The following is a 26646-nucleotide window of genomic DNA, read 5'->3' as shown; positions in this document are numbered from 1 at the left end:
TCATCGGAACCGAGTCGTTTTATTTTTGCTTCAATGCCCCTCTCGCGTTCGTCGCCGCAAAGACGATCATGAGCACGCTCATCGTCCCAGCCACTGCGAGTCCAGCAGATAAAGCACCCCAATCAATCTCGGGTTGGGTCAGAACCGCCCGCATCCCTTCGAAAATATACGTGGTTGGATTGAACGTCGCCGCCACTTTTAACCACTCCGCCTCAATCAATTCTTTCGGTACGAACGTCGTTGACAAGAAGATGAGTGGGAAGAACAAAAGGGTACCAGCCTGCGCCGCTTGAGCGTTTCGTGTCTTCAAGGCGACACCTACTGAATATCCTGCGAAACCAAGTCCAAATCCAATCGCGAGCAGTACGGTGAAGAAGAAACCGATTGCCCCGACTGGAATCGTGAGACCGAGAAGAAATGCGACTGCAAAGATGAGTAGCGTTTGGACGAGCAATTGCAACATCCCCGCAATCATTGGTCCGAGCACAATCGCGGTACGCGTCGCCGGTGTCAACAAGAGCCGTGCGAAATAGCCGCTCTCAATATCTCGCACAAGCGCCTGTCCGGTCCCTCCCGCTCCCCCGACCGCACCTGAAACAATCGAAACGGGTAAGATGAAGTTCAAATAATCGCTCCCTTCGAACTGAGGCAATGAGGCCACGCTCGATAGTCCGCTCGTATACACGAGTAAAAAGAAGACAGAGATGATTAAGTTCGGAATAAATGAGAACGGATTTCGGATGGTCGTCACCAAACTCCGTTTCGTGAATAGCCATGTCTCAGTCCACACGAATCTCGCCTCCTTCGTATGACTCGCCCGTCACTTTCAAGAACACATCATCAAGCGACGGTTGTTTGACAGTCAATCGCTCAGGTTGTAGCCCTTGTTCATCTAACGAACGAACAATCTCAGTCAACGTCACGTCACGTAACTCAAACGACACGTGTGTGCCATTCCGTGTTGTATGAAATCTTGTGGCCGCAAGGGTCGCTTCCGATTCCGAGGCAAAGTCCATCGCGATCGTTTCACCACCGACGAGCTGTTTCAACTCTTCGGCCGTTCCTTCAGTCACAATCTTCCCATGGTTGATGATGGCAATCCGGTCCGCTAACTCGTCCGCTTCTTCTAAGTATTGGGTCGTCAGAAAAATCGTCGTCCCAAATTCCTCGTTCAATCGACGTACTTCATTCCATATCTCGATTCGGCTCGCCGGATCGAGCCCTGTCGTCGGTTCGTCTAAAAACAAGACCGTTGGACGATGGACGAGCGTGAGAGCCAAGTCGAGACGTCGCCGCATCCCACCGGAATAGGTACCACTCCGGCGATCGGCCGCATCCGTCAGTGAAACGACTTCGAGTAACTCACTCGCTCGACGTTGCGCTTCCTCATTCGACATCTTAAACAAACGTCCTTGTAAGACAAGAAGCTCTCTTCCCGTCAGTACTTTATCGATCCCTGTTTCTTGTAAGGCGACCCCAATCGATAATCGGACATCTTTTTCTTGTTTGACGACATCGAATCCATTGACTCGTGCCGTTCCAGATGTCGGTCTCACGAGTGTCGTCAACATTTGCACCGTCGTCGATTTACCGGCACCGTTCGGACCCAAAAACGCAAAGATTTCCCCTTCTTTCACAGAAAATGACACGTCATCGACAGCCGGAACATCCTTGAATGTCTTGACGAGTCCTTCTACCTGAATCATCACCCCCACCTCCTGACTACCCATTCCCGTTTTCTGACGCTTTCATCACAAAAAAGTCGTGGACGTTTACACATCCACGACTTCTGATTATTCTGGTTTCATGACCATTTTTGGTTTTTTCGTAAGCGAGTGGTTCCCTTCGACGAAACGAACGGTACCAGATTTTGCACGCATGACGACCGAATGGGTCTGTCCACCTTGTGACGTGAATTGGACTCCACGTAACAGCTCTCCATCTGTGACACCGGTCGCTGCAAAGATACAATCTTCACCTTTCACCAAATCATTGAGGAGGAGGATTCGATCCGTGTCTTCGATTCCCATGTCATGGCAACGTTGTTTCTGCGCTTCGTCTTCCGGGAGCAAACGTCCTTGGAAGTCTCCACCTAAACACTTCATCGCCACAGCCGCGATGACACCTTCTGGCGCCCCACCTGAACCGAGAAGCAAATCGACACCCGTTTTCGGGAAAGCAGTATTGATGGCCGCGGCGACGTCCCCGTCCGGAATCAATTTGATTCGCGCGCCGGTCGCGCGGACACGTTGAATGGTTTCTTCGTGACGATCCCGATGTAAAATCGTGACGACAACATCTTCCACGTTTTTCTTCTTCGCTTTCGCCACGATTTCGATGTTCTCTTCAATCGAGTTGTCGAGACTCACGAGTCCCGCCGCTTCCGGTCCGACTGCGATTTTGTCCATATACATGTCTGGAGCATGAAGAAGGTCGCCTGCATCCGCGACCGCGAGAACCGCAAGGGCTCCCCACGTCCCTGTCGCTACGATGTTCGTTCCTTCTAACGGGTCGACGGCGACATCGAGACGAGAGCCGTAGCCATTCCCGACTTTTTCTCCGATGTATAGCATCGGGGCTTCATCCATCTCCCCTTCACCGATGACAACAATCCCTTTCATCGGAATCGTGTCAAACACGTCGCGCATGGCCGTCGTTGCAGCATCATCCGCTTCGACTTTTAATCCTCGTCCCATCCAACGGGCTGAAGCAAGCGCCGCCGCTTCTGTCACCCGAACCAGTTCCATCGATAAACTTCGTTCCACCCGAAATCTCCCCTTTATACCTCGGTATGTTCCTCCACCCAAACGAGCGCACCGAGTTGTTTTAATTTGCCGACAAAGTCGACATACGAATCATTCAGTCGTTCTGCATGCAGTAGCGTCGATTCTCCAGATGCTTGGAGCGCCGACAGCACCAGAGCCGCAGCACTCCGTGCATCGGTACATTCCATCTCTGCGTTCGCCAGTTGATTCCCGCCACGAATGACAGCCGACGCATCTTCCAAAGTGATTTGCGCATTCATCCGCCGCATCTCGGCGATGTGTCGGAATCGTTGCGCATACAATTTATCCGTAACGACACTCGTTCCGTTCGCTTTTAGTAAGGCTGCCGTCATCACCGGTTGCAAGTCGCTCGGATACCCCGAGTAATGAAACACACGAATGTCTGTTGGCATGAATTGGTTCGCCGTCACGGTAATTGACTCTTCACCGACCTCGACGTCCGCTCCGAAGTCCAACAGTTTTTGGATGACCCCTTCCAGATGTGTCGGAATGACCGGTTGAACAGTCACGTGACCGGATACGGCACCGAACATCATGAATGTTCCGGCCTCGAGGCGATCCGGAATCAGTGTGTGCGTACAACCGTGGAGTCGCTCTACCCCTTTAATTCGAATCTCATCCGTTCCGGCCCCACTCACATGTGCCCCCATCGATGTGAGCATCGTAGCCACATCGACGACTTCCGGGTCGCAGGCCGCGTTTTCGATGACTGTCGTCCCTGTCGCTAAAACAGCCGCAAGCATCGCACTCACGGTTGCCCCAAACGACCGCAAGTCCAAGTAAATTCGATTCCCGACAAGTTCATCGACCCGGACATGGTAGAGACCTGATTCATTCTCGACGTGAATGCCGAGACGTTCCAACGCTTTCAAATGTAAGTCAATCGGTCGTGGACCAATCGCATATCCTCCAGGTAACCCAACCGCCCCTTTTCCGAAGCGAGCCGCGAAGACCCCGAGTAAATAGACAGCGGCACGGACTTTACGCGTCTCAGAACCGAGGAGAGGCATGGCGACTGCTTCATTCGAATGAATCGTCATTCGTTCGCCATCCCGCTCTACTCGTACCCCTAGTTCTTTCAACAAATTGACCATCACTTCCACATCCTCAATCATCGGAACGTTTTCAATCGTTACCGACTCCTCCGTGAGAAGTGCAGCCACAAGGCAAGGGAGAGCGCTCTGTTTCGCTCCGCTAATCTCGACGGTTCCTTCTAGTTTTTGCTGCCCAACGATATGGAGAATTTCCACGCTGATCAAAACCTTTCTACGACGGACTTATTTGGATTGAGCGTTGTTCCAATCCGCTAAGAACTGCTCAATGCCTTTGTCTGTGAGCGGATGTTTCATCATCTGTTCGATGACTTTGTAAGGGACTGTCGCAATGTCAGCCCCGAGGAGTGCAGCTTTTGTCACGTGAACCGGGTGACGCACAGATGCTGCGATGATTTCTGTCTCGATGCCATGGATTGCAAAGATGTTGGCAATGGTCTCCACTAAATCGAGCCCATCTTGTCCGATGTCATCCAAGCGTCCGATGAATGGAGAAACGTATGATGCTCCGGCGCGCGCCGCAAGTAACGCTTGGTTGGCGTTAAAGATGAGCGTGACATTCGTCTTGATCCCAAGCTCCTTGAACTGTTTTACCGCTTCCATCCCCGCTGGTGTCATCGGTACCTTTACCGTAATATTCGGCGCGATGGCGGCAAGTTCCTTTCCTTCTTCCACCATACCCGGCGCATCAAGTGCAATAACTTCGGCGCTGACCGAGAGATCCCCGACGATCTCACAGATTTCACGAAGTCTTGTATGGAAATCGACACCTTCTTTGGCGACGAGCGATGGATTCGTCGTCACGCCTCCAATGACGCCCATTTGATGAGCTTTTTTAATGTCTTCCACATTTGCTGTGTCAATGAAAAAACGCATATGTGTCTCCTCCTTAATTTGTGATCGCTTACAATCTCTATTATGAGGAAAGACTAGTCGAATTACTACTCCCTTTATCAGATTCGACAAACGGTGATATAGGAAACGATACAAAAAGTCGGTCCTCATAGAGAACCGACTTGATCAAACAGGATTATGCTTGGTTGCTTGAACCAAACTCACGCATCTTGCCAGTAACGACGTTATAAATCGCTTCGATACCAGGTCCGATAATTTTACGTGGGTCATATACTTTTGCATCAGCAGCAACTTTCTCACGTACCGCACGAGTCCATTCTTGTTGGCACTCTGTGTTAACGTTGATCTTGCTGTGGCCGAGCTCGATTGCTTTTTTGATTTGGTGCTCAGGAATACCTGATCCGCCGTGAAGAACGAGTGGAGTTTGTGTCGCGTTTGCGATTTCTTCCATCTCTTTGAAGCCAAGTTTCGGCTCGCCTTGGTATTCACCGTGTACAGAACCGAGTGCTGCAGCAAGTGCATCCACTTTCGCTTCTTTGACAACACGTACACACTCGTCGAGGTCAGCGTATTGTACGCCACCGATAACGCCGTCTTCTTCGCCGCCAACTGTACCGACTTCTGCCTCAACAGAAGCACCCTTAGCGTGCGCGTACTCGACAACTTGTTTCGTCATTTCGATGTTTTCATCGATCGGGTGGTGTGAACCGTCGATCATGACTGACGTGAAACCAGCGTCGATCGCTGCTTTACACTTATCGAATGAAGAACCGTGGTCAAGGTGGATTGCAACTGGAACAGTGATGTTGTAGTCGTGCATAAGACCTTCAACCATTTTGACAACTGTTGTGAAGCCACCCATGTACTTCGCTGCACCTTCTGATACACCGAGGATTACTGGTGATTTCTCGTCTTCCGCAGCGCGAAGAATCGCTTGCGTCCACTCGAGGTTGTTGATGTTGAATTGGCCGACTGCATACTTGCCTTCGAATGCTTTGTTAAGCATTTCTGTCATTGATACTAATGGCATAATGACATCCTCCTGTCTGTTCGCTATTATACACGTTTGGGAAAAGTTCCCCCGTGCAATTCGTTCCCATTATAACACACCGTAAAACATGTGCCTATGCTATTCGGGCATAGAAATGGCTTAGCGCAAGCGTTTACATATGTCATCTTGGTGACGAAACGTCAAATTTTCAAGACTTCTTTCACTTTTTCAATCATCCCATAAATATCAAACGGCTTCTCAAATTGTGCCGTGATTCCGAGACGGCGCACTTCTTCAATCACCGCTTCTTCCCCAAACGCCGTCATGATCATGACAGGTGTGTCTAACGGTTTCTCGCGCATGCGACGCAATACTTCATGTCCAAACATACGAGGCATATTCATATCGAGCAATACCAAATCATATTGCTCCCGCTCTAAAAACTCCCAGGCGCTGATGCCGTCTTGCGCCGTGTCCACGTCTACACCCATGTTCGTGAACACTTGCGCGAGCATCGTACGAATTCCGTCCTGGTCATCTGCTATTAACATCCGTGACATGCATGTCCCTTCTTTCATTCATCGTTTACCATATTCAAACAATTTAACCTTACCAAACTCATCTCTTTTTCGCGACGTCTATCTTTTGAAATCAAGGGAACGATGGCTCGGAATTGTCTTCTTCCTGTTCTTCCTTCAACTGTTCAGGTACGTCTAGGACATTCACCTGCTCGTAGTCGGTCACTTCCGCATCTTCTTCTTTCACGAATACCCGCAGATAGTTTCCTTCCGGTAACAACCCAGAAGTGGCAATCGACAGAGGACGTTTTTTTCCATCCTCATCATATCCGATGAGATCATAGCGATAACCGGATGAAGTTTGGGTCACCACTTCAGGACTTGGAACTTTGACATAATAGACATCGGCCAATAATCGATTGGGATCGACATAACGCCAACCTACTACTAATAGAACACCAATCAATAGGATGGCAACGAGATTTCGTTTCATAAAAAGTTCTCCTTCAATCTAAGAATCACTACTTATGAGGTATACCGTTATTCCGAATCGACGAAACCATGCCACAAAAAAGGTTCATCCTGTTTAGAATGAACCTTTCCTTCGATACAGTGCATTACGATTCGACAGTCACAGGCACAACTGCGATTTCAATCTCCTTCTCGACCTCTTCACGCTCTTCTTTCAAACGCTCATCCGACCATTTGAAGACGTCGGCCATGCAACGAAGGACACCGTCTTTGTGTTGACGGACGAAATCGATATCAAAGAACATCGCTCCGGTCCGACGAATCAAGAAGTCGATGGCACGAACGACCGACTCTTCTTCAATGCCATAAATCAACTGCGCATAGACGACCTCTGGCAAATCATAAGCGTTCGAGTCCATCCGCTCGATGACGCGGTCAATATTCGAACCGTATAGACGGACGAGTTCTTCCGCGTGCCCCGCGTCGAGACCGTGATTTTGAAGTTCTTTCGTTTTCTTCTCAAGGAAGTCTTTGAATCCTTTCGAACCGCCGACGTGACCACCTGACATCGGCATATGCTTCGTCCGGCTCGCCAAGTAAACGACACCTTCTTCTTCTTTCAACAATTTGGCGACGAGGTCGACGACTGTTTCTGACATCTTCCGATATCCTGTCAATTTACCGCCGGCAATCGTGATCAAGCCGCTGTCTGACTGCCAAATTTCGTCCTTACGTGAAATTTCAGAAGGGTCCTTTCCTTCCTCATAAATCAACGGACGAATACCCGCCCAGCTCGATTCCACATCGTCTGCCGTGACATGAACGTCCGGGAACATATAGTGAATCGCATCCAAAATATAATCGCGGTCCTCTGTCGTCATGCGTGGATGCGCTTTGTTTTTATCAAAGAACGTGTCCGTCGTTCCGACGTACGCTTTGTTTCCGCGTGGAATGGCAAAGACCATGCGCCCGTCTGGTGTGTCAAAATAAATTGCCTGTTTGAGTGGGAATTTCGATTGATCGATGACGAGGTGAATCCCTTTCGTCAAACGAAGTTGTTTGCCTTTTTTCGAGTTATCTTCTTCTCGTAACTCATCGACCCATGGACCTGTCGCATTGATGATTTTCTTCGCATAGACGTCATATGTCGACCCGTCGATCTGGTCTTCGACGTGTACACCGGCTACTTTTCCGTTTTCGTAAATCAACCCCGTCACTTTCGCATAGTTCATAAGAAGCGCACCATGATTTGCCGCTTCTTTCGCCACTTCGATTGTCAATCGCGCATCATCCGTCCGGTACTCGACGTAATAACCGCCTCCGACTAAATCATCTTTTTTCACGAGCGGTGCTTTCTTGATGACTTCATTCGGTTTGAGCATCATGCGACGTTCTGCCCGTTTGACACCTGCGAGGAAGTCATACACCATAAGTCCGATTGAAGTTGAGAAGGGACCAAACGTGCCTCCCTTATGCATTGGTAACAACATCTGTTCCGGTGTCGTGACGTGTGGACCGTTCTCATACACGATGGCACGCTCTTTCCCGACTTCTGCGACGAGCGCCACTTCAAATTGTTTCAAATAGCGGAGTCCCCCGTGAACAAGTTTCGTCGAACGACTTGATGTCCCGGCCGCAAAGTCTTGCATCTCGAGGACAGCTGTCTTCATCCCACGCGACGATGCATCGAGCGCAATCCCCGCTCCTGTAATCCCGCCACCGACAACAAGAACGTCATGACGTTCACTCGTCAGTTGTTCATATCGTTTCGCTCGTTCTTTCGCTGAGAAATTTCTGATTTCCATCTTATTCCCTCCTATAGTAAGTACGGTTCAATGAATAGAAAAAGAGACCACAACAAAAACAAGGCTTCCCCCTTCTGTTGTGGTCTCTCTATTGTCTCGAACCGAATATCAACTTTTCTCCTGTATTATACCCTATTCTTTTCAGTTCAATCATCTCTTACGCTTATGTAATCTGTAATGTGTTCATTCACAAGCATTCGACTCGCATTTTTGAGTCGAGAAGCTTAGACTTCAAGGTATCATGTTGAAGGAGGATTTCAGATGAAACGTATGTTACAACCTTTTCAGTTCAAAAATGGCGTCGAAGTACCGAACCGCCTTGTATTGGCACCGATGACACATTACTCATCAGAGCCAACGGGCGAAGTATCCGAGCATGAGCTCGCCTACTATCGGAAACGGGCGCAAAACGTCGGGCTCGCCATCACGGCTTGCGCGTACGTGACAGAAGACGGGAAAGGGTTCCAGAACGCATTCGGGGTCAATGACGACAAATTCATCCCAGGTCTCCGTCAATTGGCGGAAAGTTTAAAAGCGGAAGGCGCAAAAGCCATCCTTCAAATTTTCCACGCTGGGCGGATGTCACCACCTGAACTCGTCCCGAACGAACAACCTGTCAGTGCAAGTGCTATCGCACCGGTCCGAGAAGGTGCCGTCACACCACGTGCCCTCGAGACGTCAGAAGTCGAAGCCATCATTGAGGCGTTCGGTGAAGCGACGCGTCGCGCCATCGAAGCCGGATTTGACGGAGTCGAGATTCACGGAGCGAACACCTACTTGATTCAACAATTCTTCTCACCGCATTCAAATCGCCGTGAAGATCGCTTCGGCGGTGATGTCCACGGACGTTTGACGTTCCCACGCGAAGTCATTCGTCGTGTCAAAGAAGCCGCTGCAGATGCAGAAGACTTCCTCGTCGGCTATCGCTTCTCACCAGAAGAAATCGAAGAGCCAGGCATCACACTCGACGACACGGATGTGTTGCTCGATATGATTTTAGCAGAGGGTGTCGATTATATTCACGCGTCTCTCTGGAACTTCAACACAGCTTCCATGCGCAATGAGAACGTCACGGAGCGTTCGATTGACCGCATCGCCAAACGGATCAATGGTGCCATCCCACTCATCGGAGTCGGGCAACTCCAACGTCCGGCGCAAGTGGAAGACGCACTCGAGGTCGTGGACCTTGCCGCACTCGGTCGCGAACTGATCATCGACCCAGAATGGCTCGAAAAAGTGAAATCGGACCGCGAAGACGAGATTGAGACCGAGCTTGACTTGAACAAGCAAGCCGAACTCGCCGTCCCAGCTCCACTATGGAACGCCATCACGACACGTGCCGGTTGGTTCCCGATTAAAGATCAAGAAGTGAAGTAAACACAACACACCGCGGACTTTTTTATCCGCGGTGCTTTTTTATGCTTGCCATTCTTCCCGTAATATACCCATCCGAATCGAATCATAGCGCTTCTCGTTCACGACACGCACTTGACGGATCCGACCTTCGAGTTGCATCCCTACTTTTTCAGCGACCCGCATCATCCGTTCATTCCCGGACCACGTCGTCAAGCCGACACGGACGACGGGTAGCGTCTCAAATAGATGCTCGGTCCACATACGAAGGGCACGCGTCCCGACACCACGATTCCAGCGGTCGGACTGATGCAAGATGATGCCCATCTCGAGCCATTCTCGTCCGGCATCTTCGAAATAGTAAGAAACGGTCCCATATACGGTTCCATCGACCTCAATGACCCACATGTCTTCTTTTTGGATGAGCGACTGCTCGATTTGTTGAAACTCTTCGTAGGACATCGCCTTATGTTCGAAGTAAGGAGCGTCCCATTGTTTCCACTCCGGTGTTGCATCCCGGTAAATCAATTCCCATAGTCGGACTAAGTCTTGTTTTTCAATCGGTCGAATGACCACTTCATTGTCTTGTCGCATCTTGTCTTCCTCTCTATAGATCGTCTTTACTTTATTCTTGTGTCCCGTTCGAATCCCCTTTTTTTCGTTTGCGCCAAACGAACGCGAGAATCAAGACGACTACACTTGCCATGACAGAGGAAATTGCAATCGGACTCGAATCGGTCATAAACAATTGTCCGATGGAGACAGAGTAGGCAAGCCCGAACGACGTGACGAGTTTTGCCCCGAACGCGATGCCCGCAAAACGCGGGAATGGCACGCGACTAAACCCAGCAGCGAGACAGATGACCTCATCCGGCAAAATCGGAATGATGAACAACACGAGCAATACACCAAGACCGTACCGATCGACATATCGATCGTATGTCTTCAGTTTCTCTTCATCGACCCAACGAATCATGCGTCCTCGGCCAAACCGGGCCAACCCATACATGACAAAGATGCCAAGCGTAGTCGAGATGCTTCCGACTAAAGCCGCACGAAACGGTCCGAGCGCGACACTCCCAATCGGCACACTGACCGCTTCCGGGACCGGCAAGGCAATCGGTTGTAAAAAGCTAAATGCCGCAAACACCCAGACCGCCTGTCGTTCATATTGTGCTAATAGACGATCCAACCCGTATGTGTCATAAAGGACGAGTCCGAACGAGACATAATAGACGAGAACGAAAATTAAGAAGAGCGAGAACGTGATCTTCCACATCTGTTTCAAAATGACATTCGAGCCGTCCCGAATCGCCCGTAGTAACCCGACCGAGAGAGCGAGTAAGACAATGCCCGTCCAACCGAGCTGGTACGGCAGTAAGAGGGAAGGCAAGACGACGAACGGCAACAGACTGAGCGCGACAAGCCCCAATCCATATCCAAGATAAATCGAATGTCGTTCTTTCATGAGCCATCACCCTCTCCCCGTTCTACTTCTAGTGTACCCAGAAAGTGAAGGGGATGTATCCTGCCGAGGGCACCTTCCCTCTCATGCTTTTGACGTAGAAAAGCCACGATCCGGAATGGACCGTGGCTTTCAATCACTTATTCTCCAAGTGACGCTTGGATGAAGTCATGGAATAGACGTTGTGGACGTTCTGGACGCGAAATCAATTCTGGGTGGAACTGTGATGCCACGAACCATTTGTGTTCTGGAATCTCAATGATTTCTACGAGACGACCGTCTGGGCTCGTACCTGAGAACTTGAAGCCTTCTGCTTCAAACGCTTCACGGTATTCGTTGTTGAACTCATAACGGTGACGATGACGCTCGTATACGAGTTCTTGATCGTATGCCGCATGCGCTTTCGTCCCTTTTTCGAGTTTACATGGATAAAGTCCAAGACGAAGTGTGCCGCCAAGGTCTTCGATATCTTTTTGCTCTGGAAGAAGGTCGATGATCGGATACGGTGTCGACGGATCGATTTCTGCCGTATGTGCGCCGTCCAACTTCAAGACGTTACGGGCAAACTCGACCGTCGCAAGTTGCATCCCGAGACAGATTCCGAAGAATGGAACGTTGTTTTCACGAGCGAAACGTGTTGCTTCGATCTTCCCTTCAATTCCACGCTCACCGAACCCACCTGGGACGAGGATTCCGTCAGCATCACCGAGGATGTCCGAAACGTTTTCAGCTGTCACGTCTTCTGCATTGATCCAGTCGATGTCGATGTCCGCGTTGAACGCATAACCGGCATGCTTGAGCGCCTCTGCGACTGAGATATAGGCATCACGCAACTCGACATATTTCCCGACGAGCGCAATTTTCACTTTCTTCTCAAGGTGTGTGACCGTGTGAACGAGTTCTTTCCACGCCGTCATGTCGGCAGCTGGTGTGTTGAAACCGAAGTAGTCGTTGACGAGTTGGTCCATCCCTTGTTTTTGAAGGTTGAGCGGTACTTCGTAAAGTGTCGATGCGTCTTGCGCTTCGATGACTGCTTCTTTGCGCGTATCACAGAAGAGTGCGATTTTCTCACGCATGTCTTCTGGGATATCGTGCTCCGTACGGAGAACGATGATGTCTGGTTGAATCCCGTAGCTGCGAAGTTCTTTTACGCTGTGTTGTGTCGGTTTCGTCTTCATCTCACCTGCGGCACGAAGGTAAGGAACGAGCGTACAGTGAACGTACATGACGTTCTCTTTCCCGATGTCATTTTTTACTTGGCGAATGGCTTCGATGAACGGAAGAGATTCAATATCTCCGACTGTTCCACCAATCTCTGTGATGACGACATCGGCGTTCGTTTCGCGTCCTGCACGGAAGACACGGTCTTTGATTTCGTTCGTGATATGTGGAATGACCTGAACCGTCCCACCGTTATAGTCTCCACGACGCTCTTTCTTCAAGACAGTTGAATAAATGCGCCCTGATGTGACGTTCGCGTTTTGCGACAAGTTGATATCGATAAAGCGCTCATAGTGTCCGAGGTCAAGGTCAGTTTCAGCGCCATCATCTGTGACGAATACTTCTCCGTGTTGATACGGGCTCATCGTACCTGGGTCAATGTTGATGTATGGGTCAAACTTCTGAATCGTGACGTTGAGTCCTCGATTTTTGAGTAGACGCGCGAGCGAAGCTGCCGTGATCCCTTTACCGAGCGAAGATACTACCCCGCCTGTTACGAAAATGTACTTTGTCATGTTTCTTTCTCCTCTCTTGAATACCAACCATCGGGAAACGAAAAAACAAAAAAAGCAAAAGTGCCCCCGAAAATGGAGGACACTTTTGCTGCATCGTTACGTGCTAAACTAGCCCATGACTAATTTACGCCAGAGACGATACAGTCGTCAAGATATTATTTTTTCTTTTTTTCAAGTCGATGAACACGACTAAAAAAGAAAAAGAGACACGCCTAGCCGGGCGCAATGCCCGGCTTTTTGCGGTCTCTTATAAATCATCCTCGTCTTCGAGATCGAGGTCGTCGTCCAAGTCGTCATCCTTGAAGTCATCAAGGCCTTCTACTTTTTCTTCTTCGTCCTCATCATCGAATTCAGATGAATCGTAATCTTCAACTTTTGCGAATACATCCAAGTCATCTTCGATATCGACGATGCCTTCATCTGCTTCTTCGAACTCTTCTTCGAATTCGTCAAGCTCACCACGTTGACGTGCTTCGATAACGAGATCTTCATCCGACTTATCGAATGGGTACCAAACGCGAAGCGCCCAACGGTTTGCTCCTAAGTTGACGAACAACCCGTCGATGTTCAAATCGGTGTAAAGTTGTGCGATTTTTTCGAGTTCTTCCTCTTCACTCGCAAACGTATAGTTTTGCTTGATTTTTTCGCGAATCTCATCAAAAGAAACAGGCTGTTCGCCAGTTTCTTGGAGAAGTTCATAAACGAAATCAATCAACGATTTATTCATTAAAGGACACTCCTTTTCCGTCACTAGTTAAACATCACTCTTCATTATAAACAAAAGCAATATAAAAAAGCTAGAAGAAATTATGATTCATGTATTGTCTCCGATTTAATCCGGAACCAATATAGACTGATCAACCCGATATTAAAAATCCATGTCATCCCCATAACGCCAAACATCCATCCTCGTGGGATTTGAAACGACAATTCCGCATTGACGGTCTGCCCAACGTATAAACCGTACCCTAACAACCCGACCATCAGAAATGAGTATGAAACGACCATCCCGAACCGTTTCCACAATTGAATGAGCAGCGAGGCAAACTCTTTGTTCTCTCCGTACTCTTCGAATAAGTAGGCATGGCTCACACTCGAATACATCGTTTGCGTATAGCCACTGACAAATAGTACAGGAATGAAGGCAAGGGGCTCGATAAATCCTAGAAAAAAAATGAGGGAGGACACGAGTAACACGAGGTACGGATGACGCGCGAAATCATAGATGCGGCTAAACAAAATCCACCCAATCACTCCCGCCAAAAACGGGACGAACACGTAAAAGAGGAGTACTTGAAATGAATATAAGGAAAGACTTACAAACACCGCCCCAATTAATGTCCAGCCACCAAACAGCCCGATCACGAATGATAATAATTGCACTTGCCGTGTACGACTGGCTGTAATGAATCGTCGAACCCGTTTCTGAAACATGAGCCAACCGACATAGCTCAATAAGATAATCATTAAGCCAAACACTTCGATGTAGCCACGCGCTCCTTCTAGAAGACTTAGCAGACGACTAATCAACGTAAAGACAGTGACCGCGATGAAGGCACGGAGAAAAGAACGGGTCTCCAACTGCCAAGTCGCCGATTTTTGAAGCGGTAATTTCCGAACAAAAAGCCAGGGGAGAATCAAACTGATCAAAAATAGAGTGATGGCCAGATTATACGACTGTATCAATGCATAAGAGAATACGGTAATCCAACCAACTAACATCAGAACCAACGGCCAGGAGCTTCCTTTAGCTTCTTTTGAATCTGGATCAGCAGCTGGTTTCAGTTCGTTTAATTGCGATAAAATCGTCGTCATGATCGTCCCGACTCCAATTGAGCCGACCCCGACTAAAAAGGCGCTCCATTCAATCGCACGTTCAAAGGGGAGAACGAAACAAACGAGACCGACGACAAGTACGACCAGAGCGATTAAAAAAGTATCTTTTGAACCACGGCGTCCGATGACATAAACCCACAATAATAGACCAGACATACTGGCCACATAAAAAATCAAGAATGGAATGAGGCGCCCAACGCCTTCTTCGACCGCCATGATAGATAAAAATAAGATCTGCGGAAGAATTTGACTACTAAGAGCACTGACAATCGTCAATAGGACAACCATGTTTTTCATGGGACACACTCCTTACATTGAGATTGAATATTCTGTTCCTCAATCATCCTTTCCCAGATCCATTCGTCTGCGAACCTCTTTCATAACACATTCACTTCTCAGTTTCTTCAATCTTTTGCCGATATAGAAGAGAATGACATTTTAAATATGAAGGAGAAGAATACATGCCACTTTTTCGTAAAACAACATCCAATCACTTCGTCGCGACTCCCGGCTTCCCTGACATCCAGACAATCGCCAAGCCGTCTGACTCAAGCTTGAATGGTCGCACTCACTATATGGGCTATACGACCTCTCAAGTAAAACGATTGCAAGATATGGCGCCACTCGTCGAGTCAGTACTTGACGATGTACTTGAAAACGTACTCGACCACTTAATGCTGCAACCGGAAATGGTACAGATTGCGAACGCATCATCCACAAGAGAACGATTAAAAAAGGTATTCGCCGATTATTTCCGCAGCCTATTAACGGGGAACATCGATGACAAGTTCTTAGCCATGCGAAAACGAATGGGACAGACACATCATCACTTTGCCGTCCCTGTCGTCTGGTTCTTGGCGACGTACTCGGCATTTAACACGTTGCTCATCCCGAAAGTGGTTGAAACGTATCAACACGATCCCGCCGTCTTAAGCGAGTCCCTCTTAGCGTTGTCACACGCGATGAATTTAGACGCGCAAATCGTCACCGAACAATATGTCAACGCCCGTCTCGATGAAATCGAGTCCGCGAACCAAGCTCGTGCGGCCCTGTTGAGTGACGTGACACGCGTCAGCACAGAAGTGGCCACTACGATGGAACAAACCGGGCACGCGATGTCTGAAACGAGCGATCGCGCACATCAAGTCCTCGCGGAAACGGAGCAAACGGAGAAGATGAGTCGTCACTTGATGACATTGACACATACGAACGGAAATCAAATCGAACAGATGGAAGCGGAGTTCAAACAGTCGGCTACCTACGTCGATACTTCGCTCAATCGAATCACTGCCCTAAAAGAAGGTTCTCAAGAGATTGTCAGCATGACCAAGAGTATCGAACAAATTGCTAACCAAACGAACTTGCTCGCCTTGAACGCTTCGATTGAAGCGGCTCGTGCAGGAGAACATGGAAAAGGGTTCGCCGTCGTCGCCACTGAGGTACGCACACTCGCGGAGAACGCAAAACAACTGAGCAGTCAAATCAATGCACTCATTCATGAAAATGAAACGAACATTGCGGCCCTCCTCGAGCAAATGGGGCAAATGCATCGGACGAATGACGAAGCGATGCGTCAACTAAGTGCCGTCAAGTCTGGCTTTTCGACCGTTCAAGAAGAGATGGGCCAATACGTTCTTTCTTTCGAACGAAACAAACAAGACCTCGGACAGATGGTCGAGACCATTTCATCGATCAACGAGACGACGCAAGGATTATCTCACTTGACCTCTTCCCTTCTATCCACCTCTGAGATGCAGTAAACAAACAAGGCACGGTCCGCGGACCGTGCCTTCATGTATTATTGGACAACTGGTTCTGGTATCTCGATGGCCTTCAGCGAGCGATCGAGCAATTCGACGACATCGAACGTGCCGACGGTCTCATCGACTTCCTTCGCTTTTGTTCCATCAGATAACATCGTCAAACAGTACGGACATGCCGAACCGATAACGGTCGGTTTCGTCTCAAGCAACTGTTCTGTCCGAGCCACGTTGACACGTGTCCCGACTTTTTCTTCCTGCCACATGAGACCACCACCGGCTCCACAACACATACCGTTTTCACGGTTACGTGTCGCTTCGACGAGTTCGACACCCGGTATGCGTTCTAGGACGAATCGTGGTGCATCGTAAATGCCGTTATAACGACCGAGGTAACAAGAGTCGTGATAGACGACACGTTCATTCACTTGAAGGTCTGGTTGGATTCGACCCATATCGAGCAACTCCGCGAGCAACTCCGTATGATGATACACCTTCACATCAGTCAAACCGAAGTCCGGATACTCGTTTTTGAAGGTGTTGTACGCGTGCGGGTCGACCGTGACGATTTTCGTCACCCCATACTTCTCAAATAGTTTAATGTTCGCTTCGGCGAGTTCTTGGAAGAGCAACTCGTTCCCGATTCGACGTGGAGTATCCCCTGAGTTTTTCTCTTCATTTCCGAGAATGGCGAATGAGACGCCCGCCTTGTTCAACACGCTCGCAAAGCTCTGCGCGACTTTTTGGCTACGGCTATCGTAAGAGCCCATCGCGCCGACCCAGAAGAGATACTCAAACTCTTCTCCTGCTTTTTTCTTCTCTTTCGCCGTCGGGATGACGAGTTCTGTATCCTTGCGCCAGTTCTCGCGTTCTTTTCGGTTCATTCCCCACGGGTTTCCTTGACGCTCGATATTTGCGACTGTGCGCTGCGCCTCAGGGTCCATTTTCCCTTCCATCATGACGAGGTAACGACGAAGGTCGATGATTTTATCGACGTGCTCGTTCATGACCGGACATTGGTCTTCACAGTTACGGCATGTCGTACACGCCCAAATTTCTTCTTCTGTGATGACGTTACCGATCAATTCGTCTGCAACGAGCATATGTCCATCTTGCGCCGCTGCTGCGATTTCAGCACCTTGCGTGTTTTGGAACATGAGGGCCGGTGCCCACGGTGATTTTCTCGTGACCGCTGCACCTTTCATATTCATATGATCACGAAGCTTGACGATTAAGTCCATCGGCGACAACATCTTCCCAGTTCCTGTTGCCGGACATACATTCGTACAACGTCCGCATTCGACACAGGCGTATAGGTCGACGAGCTGCTTCTGGTTGAAGTCTTCAATCTTGTTGACCCCGAAGACGATCTCTTCATCCGACTCTTCCGCTTCTTCCATCGCTGAAAAATCAACAGGTGCCAAGCGACCGACTTTGTGCGTGCGACCGAGCCATACGTTGAGCGTTCCGGCAATCAAGTGTGCGTGTTTTCCTTGTGGGATGTAGACCATGAAGCTGAGCAAGAATAAAAGGTGCATCCACCAAAAGACGACGAATAAGGCGAAAGCGACAGAACCCGGTACCCAAGCAAACGCTGAACCGATGAGTGTCGCGACCGGTTCGCCCCACATTGGAAGCTCTTCTTTATAGACGAGGTAAAACCCGTTCCCGAACAATACGGAAACCATCAACCCGCCGATGAAGATGAGGGCAAGACCTGCTAAAAAGTTTCGTTTCAAGCGCACGAGCTTCTCGACGTAACGACGGTAGAATCCCCAAACGACCGCAACGAGAATCATGAGCATGACGATTTCTTGCATGAACGTAAAGATTGGATAAAGCGGACCGAGCGGGATATGCGGGAAACGTGTTCCCACCGCTAGTCCTTTCCAAATAAAATCAATCGCCCCGAATTGGACGAGGATGAAGCCATAAAACATCATGACGTGAATGGCGCCACTCTTCTTATCTTTCAACAATTTCTTTTGACCGAACACGTTGATCATGACCTGTTCGAGTCGTTCTTTGTTCGTTTGGCTCCATTCTGCCTTTTTCCCGAGCTTGATGAACGTATAACGCTGATGAACTAGCGTAGCAAATAAATATACACCATAGCCGAGGACGAGCAAGAATAGAATCCAGTTGACGATTAAAAATGTAGACATGCCCAAAACTCCCCCTTTTGAAAACGGATTCAATCTTGAATTCAGTATATCAAATGATGAATGAACAGTCATTCATTTTTGTGAAGTTCTCATCAGAAGTTTAGAAGATGTTTCAATATGAGCAATAATCCCCCATAGCTGCACACGGCCAATACGAACGTGCGGAAGTGCAAATTTCGGTCGGATGGCAGTTCAAACTTCACGATATTGAGAATCATCGCCCCGGCCACGAAGGCAAAACAGAGTGCTTCGACGTGCGCCGCCAAGTCAATCCAGCGTGAAAAGAACCCACCAAGTAAAATCCCACCACTCAACAAATAGCGTCCTTGTCGCATGTAACGTTCACCATAATGACGATTTAAGTCATGCCCGAGCGCTAAAAAGTGGACACCGAGCGCTGTCGCATAGAAACTTCTCGCAACGAACGTCACCGAGTCGGCTGTCACCACGTACGCCGAGAAGGTCATATAGGCCGTGAGGAGTGTCACCTGTAACCAATACGAAACGGCCCGGTCGACCGCCTCATCTTGAAAGTGAGGGGTACGAACGAACCGCATGGTGCCGTAAAACAACGTGAAACCGATGAGACTGACGATGTAGATTTCTGAAGGTAACGCCAAATTCAACCAATCGACACGAAGCGTGTCCTGGCGTTTGTTCAGGGACGGCAAAAGATACATGAAGAAGTACGTGATGGCGATGCCGCTCGAGAAAGAGAACCATTTTTTCGAAGGAACGGTCTCTTCCCGGAACAAATAGATGCCGAAGAAGTTAATCAGCGCCAAATAGATGATGATCCAGTTCGCCATCTCGTCCTCACCCTTTCAAGTCAATCCAAAACCGCTCGACGATTGTCCCGTCTTCTTCCGTATACGGTGTGTCCGCAATGCCACCATTGTTTAAAATGACTTGACGGGAAGCGATATTTGTCCGGTTACACGTGATGAGTGCCCGCTCGATTCCAAGTTCTTTCACTTTCTCAAGCGCAAGTTGCAGTTGGATTGTGGCGAGTCCACGCCCGCGTGCGCTCGGTTTCACCCCATACCCGACATGCCCGCCAATTTTCAAAAGTGATTCATTCAACTCGTGACGAATGTTCGCCGCCCCGAGAAGCTCTTCTCCATCTGTGAGCCAATACGTCGTGCTCGGGACCCAGCCTTCCTCTATGTTCTCACGTAACTCTTTCTGACGTAACGTGTTGACGTACGCCTCAAAGTCTGTCGTTTCACGGTCCACTGAAGTCGGGACGATTCGCTCATCACATTCGTACCATTCTTGTAAAAATGCGAGAATCTGTTCTTTTTGTTCGACAGATGTTTTGATTAGTCTTAACATCACATTTCCCCCTTTAACCATTTCCATTCGCGTTCTCTGTTTGATTTCCTTGTTCCTTCATCTTAGAGAAGATACCTTCGAAATAAAATGGACGTTCTCGTCGAAGTGTGTCCCCTTTCAGGCATGAAAAAAAGTGCCATCCTGTTCAGATGACACTTTTGACATGCTTACTCTTCGAGTCCGAGCCGTTGTGGCATATGTGGCGCGAGTTGTCTCGCTTCTTCCAACCGACCTGCTTCGACGAGCGTATGGAAATGTAAAAACTGTTCATGCGATGCATCACTGATGGCTGCCAAATAATCGACGTACCGATCGTAGACCGCTTTGTCTTCTGACCGCGCCTCAATAAGTGCGATGTACAGGCGAACGGTGTCTTCCCCGTAAAGGAGCGGGAACTCATCGTTCAATTGAAGCAGTTTATCAATCGAATTGACATCGACCCCGTTCTCCTGGTCATAGTGCGTGATGACTTGTTCGGCATGATCCTCGAGACGACCGCGCCACTCTTCATATTCTTCTTCGTTCGTTTCGAGCATCTCGAACCAGTCTTCGTTCAACATCTCTTCAATCTTGTTTACGCGTTCTGTAAAGTTCATCACTCTTCTCCTCCTTCAAATGTCCACGTGACACGTACTTCATATATGCCAACATCTTCTTCATTCATGGACAACTCATATACGAACGTACATGATTCTTCCGAGACATCGAGGCGCGATGTCGTCGTCGCCATCGTCATCGACATATATGGATTCTTGTATAGGCTTTGCGTGAAGCGACCTTCGATGAAAGAGTGATTCATCTCGATCGGTCCTTTACAGATCAGCGCCAATCGTTCCGGCGTGTACTTGATTGTCGTCGGGACCGGTCCGTCCTCTTGTTGTTGGTCAAACATTAAAATAAAGCCAGTCTTCAATGGATAGTATAAGCCGTCTGCCGAGAGTTCGATTGCCTCTGGCATGTCACTCATCCGTGTTTTTTGCTGGACACGCACGCGAAGTGGTTCAATCGCCATGCTCATCCCCCTTTCCGTCAATTCATCGTACCATATCTGACAGGAATCGTTCTATCGACGCTACTTCGCCCAATCATGTGTGAACCTGTTCATCCGTATTGCTTTTGTATCCCTTCAAAAAAACTTCTTCCAATTCCCTTCCGAAATCACATCGACGTTCCCATCCTTCACGCGAATCGCCGTCTCGTCGTCGATTGCATAGGCCGGTGCCTGTAACGCTTCCGCCCACTCTGCCGCATCTCGTGACGTATTCTCCGGTAGCATTTCGTGATCGAGATGTGGAAAAATCGAGAAGTCGACAAACCCTAACGTCTCATCGTTTTGGTCGTCGGATGAACGCCATCCGACAAATTCCTCTCCGATTCGCGGGGTCATCACCATACTCCCCGCACTCAATCCGACGTAGACGCCTTCCCAGGATGGGAGCAACGCCGCCACCCCGGACTGTTCCATCCAATGATGTAAAAAGAGCGGGTCGCCACCGTTCACTAACAGGACGTCGGCCTGTTCAAACGCCGGTCTCCACACCGATTCATCGATACTCGGGAGCGCGCTCAGTTCGAGCACCCCGACCGACTTCCAGCCCAACTCACACATCGGTGTCGAGAAATCCCCCTTGAAAAAGTTCCATGCATGCTGCGTTCCCCCGTTCAACGCATAGATGGCTGTCGGGATACAGAGTGCCACACACTCTTCAATCGGCTTGTCTAATAACTCGAGCAGTGCTCGTTTGATGCTTTCGTTCTTAATACCTGCTGACGTTAATAACAGTTTCATTTACGTTTCCTCCTTCTTCATCTCCCTATAAGGAGTTCGCATGAGTCGCCGTGATCCCCTTTTTCCAACAAAAAAGGCCGTAGACGAATTTTCGTCCACGACCTTGGAGTTCTGAAACATTAGCTAATTTTATACACGCGACCTTCGAACGGTTTCAAGTGAAGGAGCGATGATTCCGCATCGCCTTCAACCGGCATGTTGCTCAAGACGACATCTTGCGCACGAAGTGTCTGATCCATATCAAACATCGTCTCTTTCGCCGTCAAGTTCGTGACGACGAGGTACTGCGTGTCACCGAGCGTACGCGTATACGCATAGACTTCCGGGTGTTCCGGCAAGACGACATCATACGCCCCGTAAACAAACGTCTCATTATCTTTACGAAGTTGAATCATCTCTTTATAGAAGTTAAAGATGGAGTCCTCATCTTCAAGCTGTGATTCGACGTTGATATCCGTATAGTTCGGGTTGATGCCGACCCATGGCTGCTCTGCGAACGTGAATCCGGCGTTCGGGGCATCACTCCACTGCATCGGTGTACGCGTGTTGTCGCGTGACGAGTTCCACGTGATGCGCATCATCTCGTCATGACTCTTCCCTTGTTCGACACCGATATAGTAACGGTTGCGTGTCGCGATGTCATCATATTGATCGATCGAATCGAATTTGACGTTCGTCATCCCGATCTCTTGACCTTGATAGATAAACGGCGTCCCTTGCATGAGGAAGTACATCATCGCAATCGACTTGGCGCTTTCTTTCCAGTAACGCTCATCGTCTCCCCATTTCGAGACCGTACGCGTCTGGTCATGGTTTTCGACGTAAAGGGCGTTCCATCCATCGGCCTCAAGTCCTTTTTGCCATTTCGTCAACACGTTCTTCAAGTGAACGACATCGAGTTTCGAATCGACATCTTCACTCCAAAGGTCCATGTGTTCGAATTGGAAGACCATGTTCATCTTCCCTTCCTTTTCACCGACCCATAGATGGGCATCGTCAGGTGAGACGCCGTTCGCTTCACCGACCGTCATGATGTCATGTTTATTGAACGTCTCGTCACGAAGCTCTTCTAAATAGTCGTGAATTCCGTCCACGTTCATGTGCATCTCGAACGACGGTACAAAGTCGAGGTCGTTCGGGTTTGGCAAGTCGGCGAACGTCGGGTTTTTGCGAATATGGCTGATTGCATCGACACGGAACCCGTCGATTCCTTTTTCGAGCCACCAGTTGATCATGTCGTACACGGCTGTACGCATCTCAGCGTTTTCCCAGTTGAGGTCTGGCTGTTTTTTCGAGAAGACGTGCAAGTAGTATTGCTCCGTCGCTTCATCGAATTCCCAAGCCGAGCCACCAAAGATCGATTCCCAGTTGTTCGGCTTCGATCCGTCCGGCTTCCCATCGCGCCAAATATACCAGTCGCGCTTCGGATTGTCTTTTGAGCTCTTCGATTCAATGAACCAAGGGTGCTCATCCGACGTATGGTTGACGACGAGGTCGAGCAACAGCTTCATACCGCGCTGATGCACTTCGTCCAATAAGCGGTCGAAGTCTTCCATCGTACCGAACTCGTCCATGATATCTTGATAGTCACTAATGTCATAACCGTTATCATCGTTTGGCGATTTATACATCGGGCAAATCCAGATAACATCAATACCGAGGTCTTTCAAATAGTCGAGCTTATCAATGATTCCTTGAATGTCTCCAATTCCGTCCCCATTCGCGTCATAAAAGCTACGAGGATAAATTTGATAGGCGACGGCTTCTTTCCACCAGTTGCGTTTAAGCGTTTGTGTTTGTTGTTCTCGTTGTAAAAGTTGCATGTGATCTAGATACTCCTTATCCCAAAACTCACTGCTCATCATTTATACTTATCTTATTCGTGCTGTGAACTTTATATCATTAGCGCAATCGTTTGCACGATGCAATAAATTTATCTTACCAAAAAACATTCGATGATACAAAGATGTTTCATCAGCATACTCAACGTGTACCCTACACGATTTTGAAAAGAAATGAAAGCGAGGTGCTTCATCATGTTTCGATTTGCCACAATGGAGGATTTTTCAGCAGTCGATCAATTGATTTTAAAGAAAGCAAAAGAGTTCCAAGTAGCCGGAAAGTCGCAATGGATCAAATATTTAGAACCGAGTCGTTCCGACTATGTCCGTCACGATTTGATGAACGGGACGGTGTTTGTCTACGAACGAGATCAGCAAGTCGTTGGTGCCGTCAGTCTCATCCCACCGACCGACTGGGACCATCATCTATGGGATGACGCGGACGGTGCCGTCTATTTGCATCGACTCGTCACGGACTCGAACGTAAAAGGTGAACGCATTGGGGAACGTTTGATGCAGCATGCCTTAGCAAACACGTCTTCGACCATTCGATTGGACTGTGTTGCCGACAACGCCTTCTTGAATAACTACTATCCTCGGTTCGGTTTCCACTATATCGGTGAACGAAATGGATTCTCACTGTTTGAAAAACAGGCTTGACCTTGACGTGACGTCAACCTTTACGCTTTGACTAAGGAGGTGAAGGGATGTATTCGATACAACAACTTGCGTCACTTGCTGGAACGACAACGCGAACGCTTCGACATTATGACGCAATCGGTCTTCTCGTCGCGAGTCGCGATGTCAACGGCTATCGGCGTTATTCTTCGAGCGACGCGGAGCGATTGCAACTCATCTTACTCTATCGCACGCTCGATGTTCCCCTCGATCAAATCGAGGAATTGCTTGATTCAACGACGTTCAACCGGATTGATGTATTGAGCGAGCATATCGAGGCGTTGCGACAGAAAGCCGCCTATTTCGCGCAGCTCGCCGAGACGGCAGAAGCGACCCTCACCTCACTCAAAGGAGGGATTCCAATGGATGACAAGTCATTATTTGATGGATTATCTTATGAGGAGATTCAAGCTCACGAGGCGAAACATCAAGAGGAAGTGCAGGAACGTTGGGGAGAGACTTCAGCTTACAAGACAGCACAAGATCTGGCGCAGAAGCGATCGAAAGCGGATTGGGAGCGCATCAACCAAATGCAACTCGATTTAATTGCGCCACTCGTCGATTTATTTCGTTCACAAGTCGCTATCGAAGATGAACGAGTCCAATCGATTGTGAAAGACAATCATCGCTTCATCGACACGTACTTCTACGACTGTTCACTCGACATGTTCAGCGGACTCGGGCAGATGTATGTGGCGGATGAGCGATTCACGGCATTTTATGATCGCTTCGAGCCGGGGCTCGCTGCGTATTATAACGAGGCCATCCAATACTATTGTATCGCGAATAGTTAAGTCCAAGCCTCAGGCTTGGACTTTTTGTCGTCGCTCGGTGTCTTCTTGCGGTCCTATTTGAAGATGTTTTTGCAACATCGGGAGACTCGTCGCCAAATAAATATAAGGGAAGGTCGAGAAGTTGTCTGTTCCACCGGTATAGATGACCTCACTCGCTAGTGGGGTCCATCCTTTCTTCGTCCACTGGCAAAGTTGAACTTCTTTTCTCGCTGTGTGGGTATGGAATCCCCAATACGCGTGTCGTTGCCCAACTGCCATCGATGGGGTGATGGTTAAGATGGGAAAGTTCATCTCTTGTAAAAACCGTTCGTTCATTTCTGCAGCTTCGTACATGATGATGACGTCTGGTTGTAGGTGTCGAATCGTATGTTCTGCTTTCTTGTCTTGAAGGGAAACGACACGCGCTATACGCTGTTCTGGAATCAGATCGTCACAGAACGCATACCGTGACTGCAACTCCTTGATTCGTTCTCGACTGAATCGCCGCATCATGGGAGTCAGGAAGCGAATGTACGATTGTGTCAGAAGTCCTTTCCACGTGTCGACATGAGTCGGTGTCGGACCATCTTCCATAATCACATGCGTGACGCCTAAATCCCGTATCGCTTGATAGACAAGTGTTGAACTCCAATGGTCACCCGTGCAGAGTACAATTCGCATCTTCTCATCTCCCCCCACTCTGATTTGCGGTTTGACGCATCTCCCGGACCGCCACATCAAATGAACCAAACATTTGTTGAATGTCTTTTAATGTTGGACGGTTGCCCTTTTCTTTTTGCCACACTTCATACCCCCACGGTGAGAGAGCCGTCAAATGTTCATCTGCCTCGTGTAGCGCGTCCATCATCTGCTTCTCCGTGAACAGTTCGCGCGTGGAGATGCCAATCTCGTCTAACGCTTGGGACCAGGATCCGAAACGCCTCACGACTTTTGTGATACTCGGACGTTGGTTCTGCTTGGCCCATTTGGCGTAAGCGGTCGACGTCAATGGATGAATCTCTTCATTGGCATCGAGCAGTGATTGGATGATTTCGCATTTTTGATCGAGCGAAATGATACTCTTCAAATTCGCTTCAATCAGTGCCACTTTCCACGACCCGAACTGAATGACGACCTCCGTCAACGTCGGTGCATCATTGGTCATGGCCCACTTTCGATAATCTGCACTATTGAATGAATCGTGCTCTTTCGCCGCTTCACGAAGCATTTGAATCATTTCCTTCTTTGTGAACCGTGGCGTTTGCTGTTCCAATCCAGCCAAACGCAGTACGTTCGACCATGATCCGTACGTTTCCAATAATTCCACCACGGTTGCCCCGCCGTGAATCTTTTGCCATTTCTGATACATGTAGATGGTGAGGCGACCTTCTGAAGAAGCCTCTTGTAAGTGATCAATCAGTTGTTGCTTTCCCATGC

27 protein-coding genes are annotated in these 26646 nt (G+C 48.8%); 4 read left to right on the top strand and 23 right to left on the bottom strand.

Annotated elements, in window-relative coordinates; all coding sequences use genetic code 11:
* Nucleotides 1-19: 19 nt before the first annotated feature.
* The 9 genes from KD909_RS02135 to KD909_RS02095 all read right to left on the bottom strand — a co-directional run bounded on the left by KD909_RS02135 (nt 20) and on the right by KD909_RS02095 (nt 8478).
* Nucleotides 20-790: an ABC transporter permease gene (locus KD909_RS02135; protein WP_047794813.1), complete on the bottom strand. Its 771-nt coding sequence runs from the start codon at nt 788-790 to the stop codon at nt 20-22.
* Nucleotides 780-1706 (bottom strand): ATP-binding cassette domain-containing protein, encoded by a 927-nt coding sequence (locus KD909_RS02130; protein WP_211782222.1) that lies wholly within the window; start codon nt 1704-1706, stop codon nt 780-782. Before KD909_RS02130 ends, KD909_RS02135 begins: the two co-directional genes overlap by 11 nt.
* An 87-nt stretch (nt 1707-1793) precedes the next feature.
* Nucleotides 1794-2765 carry a class II fructose-bisphosphatase gene (gene glpX, locus KD909_RS02125; RefSeq protein WP_012727392.1) on the bottom strand — a complete coding sequence of 324 codons (972 nt, stop codon included), beginning with the start codon at nt 2763-2765 and terminating at the stop codon, nt 1794-1796.
* A gap of 14 nt (nt 2766-2779) precedes the next feature.
* Nucleotides 2780-4036: a UDP-N-acetylglucosamine 1-carboxyvinyltransferase gene (gene murA, locus KD909_RS02120; protein WP_211782221.1), complete on the bottom strand. Its 1257-nt coding sequence runs from the start codon at nt 4034-4036 to the stop codon at nt 2780-2782.
* A 27-nt stretch (nt 4037-4063) separates the two neighbouring features.
* Nucleotides 4064-4714 carry a fructose-6-phosphate aldolase gene (fsa, locus tag KD909_RS02115; RefSeq protein ID WP_012727394.1) on the bottom strand — a complete coding sequence of 217 codons (651 nt, stop codon included), beginning with the start codon at nt 4712-4714 and terminating at the stop codon, nt 4064-4066.
* 154 nt (nt 4715-4868) lie between these two features.
* The gene (fba, locus tag KD909_RS02110) at nt 4869-5723 is read right to left on the bottom strand and encodes a class II fructose-1,6-bisphosphate aldolase (RefSeq protein ID WP_012727395.1); all 855 of its coding nucleotides are present in this window, start codon (nt 5721-5723) and stop codon (nt 4869-4871) included.
* 161 nt (nt 5724-5884) lie between these two features.
* The gene (locus KD909_RS02105; RefSeq protein ID WP_012727396.1) at nt 5885-6244 is read right to left on the bottom strand and encodes a response regulator; all 360 of its coding nucleotides are present in this window, start codon (nt 6242-6244) and stop codon (nt 5885-5887) included.
* A gap of 91 nt (nt 6245-6335) precedes the next feature.
* The gene (locus KD909_RS02100; RefSeq protein WP_031422207.1) at nt 6336-6695 is read right to left on the bottom strand and encodes a YxeA family protein; all 360 of its coding nucleotides are present in this window, start codon (nt 6693-6695) and stop codon (nt 6336-6338) included.
* 124 nt (nt 6696-6819) lie between these two features.
* Nucleotides 6820-8478: a glycerol-3-phosphate dehydrogenase/oxidase gene (locus KD909_RS02095; RefSeq protein WP_078147682.1), complete on the bottom strand. Its 1659-nt coding sequence runs from the start codon at nt 8476-8478 to the stop codon at nt 6820-6822.
* Nucleotides 8479-8739: 261 nt separating this feature from the next.
* On the opposite strand from KD909_RS02095, the gene KD909_RS02090 reads away from it, so the two are divergent.
* Nucleotides 8740-9855, top strand: coding sequence for an NADH-dependent flavin oxidoreductase (locus tag KD909_RS02090; protein ID WP_211782220.1), 1116 nt, complete (start codon nt 8740-8742; stop codon nt 9853-9855).
* 39 nt (nt 9856-9894) lie between these two features.
* On the opposite strand, the gene KD909_RS02085 is transcribed toward KD909_RS02090, so the two are convergent.
* From KD909_RS02085 to KD909_RS02065, 5 genes are all read right to left on the bottom strand, one after another.
* The gene (locus KD909_RS02085) at nt 9895-10425 is read right to left on the bottom strand and encodes a GNAT family N-acetyltransferase (protein WP_211782219.1); all 531 of its coding nucleotides are present in this window, start codon (nt 10423-10425) and stop codon (nt 9895-9897) included.
* A gap of 31 nt (nt 10426-10456) precedes the next feature.
* On the bottom strand, nt 10457-11299 hold the full coding sequence (locus KD909_RS02080; protein ID WP_211782218.1) for a TVP38/TMEM64 family protein: 843 nt from the start codon (nt 11297-11299) through the stop codon (nt 10457-10459).
* Nucleotides 11300-11436: 137 nt separating this feature from the next.
* Complete coding sequence (locus KD909_RS02075) at nt 11437-13032, bottom strand: CTP synthase (RefSeq protein WP_012727403.1); 1596 nt, start codon at nt 13030-13032, stop codon at nt 11437-11439.
* A 247-nt stretch (nt 13033-13279) separates the two neighbouring features.
* Nucleotides 13280-13759: a DNA-directed RNA polymerase subunit delta gene (gene rpoE / locus KD909_RS02070; RefSeq protein ID WP_012727404.1), complete on the bottom strand. Its 480-nt coding sequence runs from the start codon at nt 13757-13759 to the stop codon at nt 13280-13282.
* A gap of 80 nt (nt 13760-13839) precedes the next feature.
* The gene (locus tag KD909_RS02065; protein WP_211782217.1) at nt 13840-15165 is read right to left on the bottom strand and encodes a hypothetical protein; all 1326 of its coding nucleotides are present in this window, start codon (nt 15163-15165) and stop codon (nt 13840-13842) included.
* A gap of 164 nt (nt 15166-15329) precedes the next feature.
* On the opposite strand from KD909_RS02065, the gene KD909_RS02060 reads away from it, so the two are divergent.
* The gene (locus KD909_RS02060) at nt 15330-16628 is read left to right on the top strand and encodes a methyl-accepting chemotaxis protein (RefSeq protein WP_211782216.1); all 1299 of its coding nucleotides are present in this window, start codon (nt 15330-15332) and stop codon (nt 16626-16628) included.
* Between the two features lie 38 nt (nt 16629-16666).
* Here KD909_RS02060 and KD909_RS02055 read toward each other — a convergent pair whose 3' ends face one another.
* The 7 genes from KD909_RS02055 to KD909_RS02025 form a co-directional block, all read right to left on the bottom strand.
* Nucleotides 16667-18793 carry a (Fe-S)-binding protein gene (locus KD909_RS02055; protein ID WP_211782215.1) on the bottom strand — a complete coding sequence of 709 codons (2127 nt, stop codon included), beginning with the start codon at nt 18791-18793 and terminating at the stop codon, nt 16667-16669.
* A gap of 92 nt (nt 18794-18885) precedes the next feature.
* A complete protein-coding gene (locus KD909_RS02050) occupies nt 18886-19602 on the bottom strand; it encodes a hypothetical protein (RefSeq protein WP_078147689.1) in 717 nt (238 codons plus the stop codon).
* A gap of 7 nt (nt 19603-19609) precedes the next feature.
* On the bottom strand, nt 19610-20128 hold the full coding sequence (locus tag KD909_RS02045) for a GNAT family N-acetyltransferase (protein ID WP_211782214.1): 519 nt from the start codon (nt 20126-20128) through the stop codon (nt 19610-19612).
* A 167-nt stretch (nt 20129-20295) separates the two neighbouring features.
* The gene (locus KD909_RS02040; protein ID WP_211782213.1) at nt 20296-20724 is read right to left on the bottom strand and encodes a hypothetical protein; all 429 of its coding nucleotides are present in this window, start codon (nt 20722-20724) and stop codon (nt 20296-20298) included.
* Nucleotides 20724-21140: a YwiB family protein gene (locus KD909_RS02035; protein ID WP_211782212.1), complete on the bottom strand. Its 417-nt coding sequence runs from the start codon at nt 21138-21140 to the stop codon at nt 20724-20726. Before KD909_RS02035 ends, KD909_RS02040 begins: the two co-directional genes overlap by 1 nt.
* 114 nt (nt 21141-21254) lie before the next feature.
* Complete coding sequence (locus tag KD909_RS02030) at nt 21255-21917, bottom strand: Type 1 glutamine amidotransferase-like domain-containing protein (RefSeq protein ID WP_211782211.1); 663 nt, start codon at nt 21915-21917, stop codon at nt 21255-21257.
* 119 nt (nt 21918-22036) lie between these two features.
* On the bottom strand, nt 22037-23740 hold the full coding sequence (locus tag KD909_RS02025) for a glycoside hydrolase family 13 protein (RefSeq protein ID WP_211782210.1): 1704 nt from the start codon (nt 23738-23740) through the stop codon (nt 22037-22039).
* Between the two features lie 213 nt (nt 23741-23953).
* Between KD909_RS02025 and KD909_RS02020 the strand changes: the two genes are divergently transcribed.
* Both KD909_RS02020 and KD909_RS02015 read left to right on the top strand, forming a co-directional pair.
* Nucleotides 23954-24418 (top strand): GNAT family N-acetyltransferase, encoded by a 465-nt coding sequence (locus KD909_RS02020; RefSeq protein WP_211782209.1) that lies wholly within the window; start codon nt 23954-23956, stop codon nt 24416-24418.
* 47 nt (nt 24419-24465) lie between these two features.
* Nucleotides 24466-25230, top strand: a complete 765-nt coding sequence (locus tag KD909_RS02015; RefSeq protein ID WP_211782208.1) for a MerR family transcriptional regulator — start codon at nt 24466-24468, stop codon at nt 25228-25230.
* 9 nt (nt 25231-25239) lie between these two features.
* Here KD909_RS02015 and KD909_RS02010 read toward each other — a convergent pair whose 3' ends face one another.
* Together KD909_RS02010 and KD909_RS02005 are read right to left on the bottom strand one after the other, a co-directional pair.
* Nucleotides 25240-25890, bottom strand: coding sequence for a hypothetical protein (locus KD909_RS02010; RefSeq protein WP_211782207.1), 651 nt, complete (start codon nt 25888-25890; stop codon nt 25240-25242).
* Nucleotides 25891-25894: 4 nt separating this feature from the next.
* Complete coding sequence (locus tag KD909_RS02005; protein WP_012727418.1) at nt 25895-26644, bottom strand: hypothetical protein; 750 nt, start codon at nt 26642-26644, stop codon at nt 25895-25897.
* Between the last annotated feature and the right edge of the window lie 2 nt (nt 26645-26646).

The organism is Exiguobacterium sp. PFWT01 (assembly GCF_018255795.1).
In the GTDB taxonomy this organism is placed as follows: Bacteria; Bacillota; Bacilli; order Exiguobacteriales; family Exiguobacteriaceae; genus Exiguobacterium.
The sequence above is the reverse complement of the archived record's forward strand: the minus strand, read 5'-3'. Positions and strand labels throughout refer to the sequence as shown.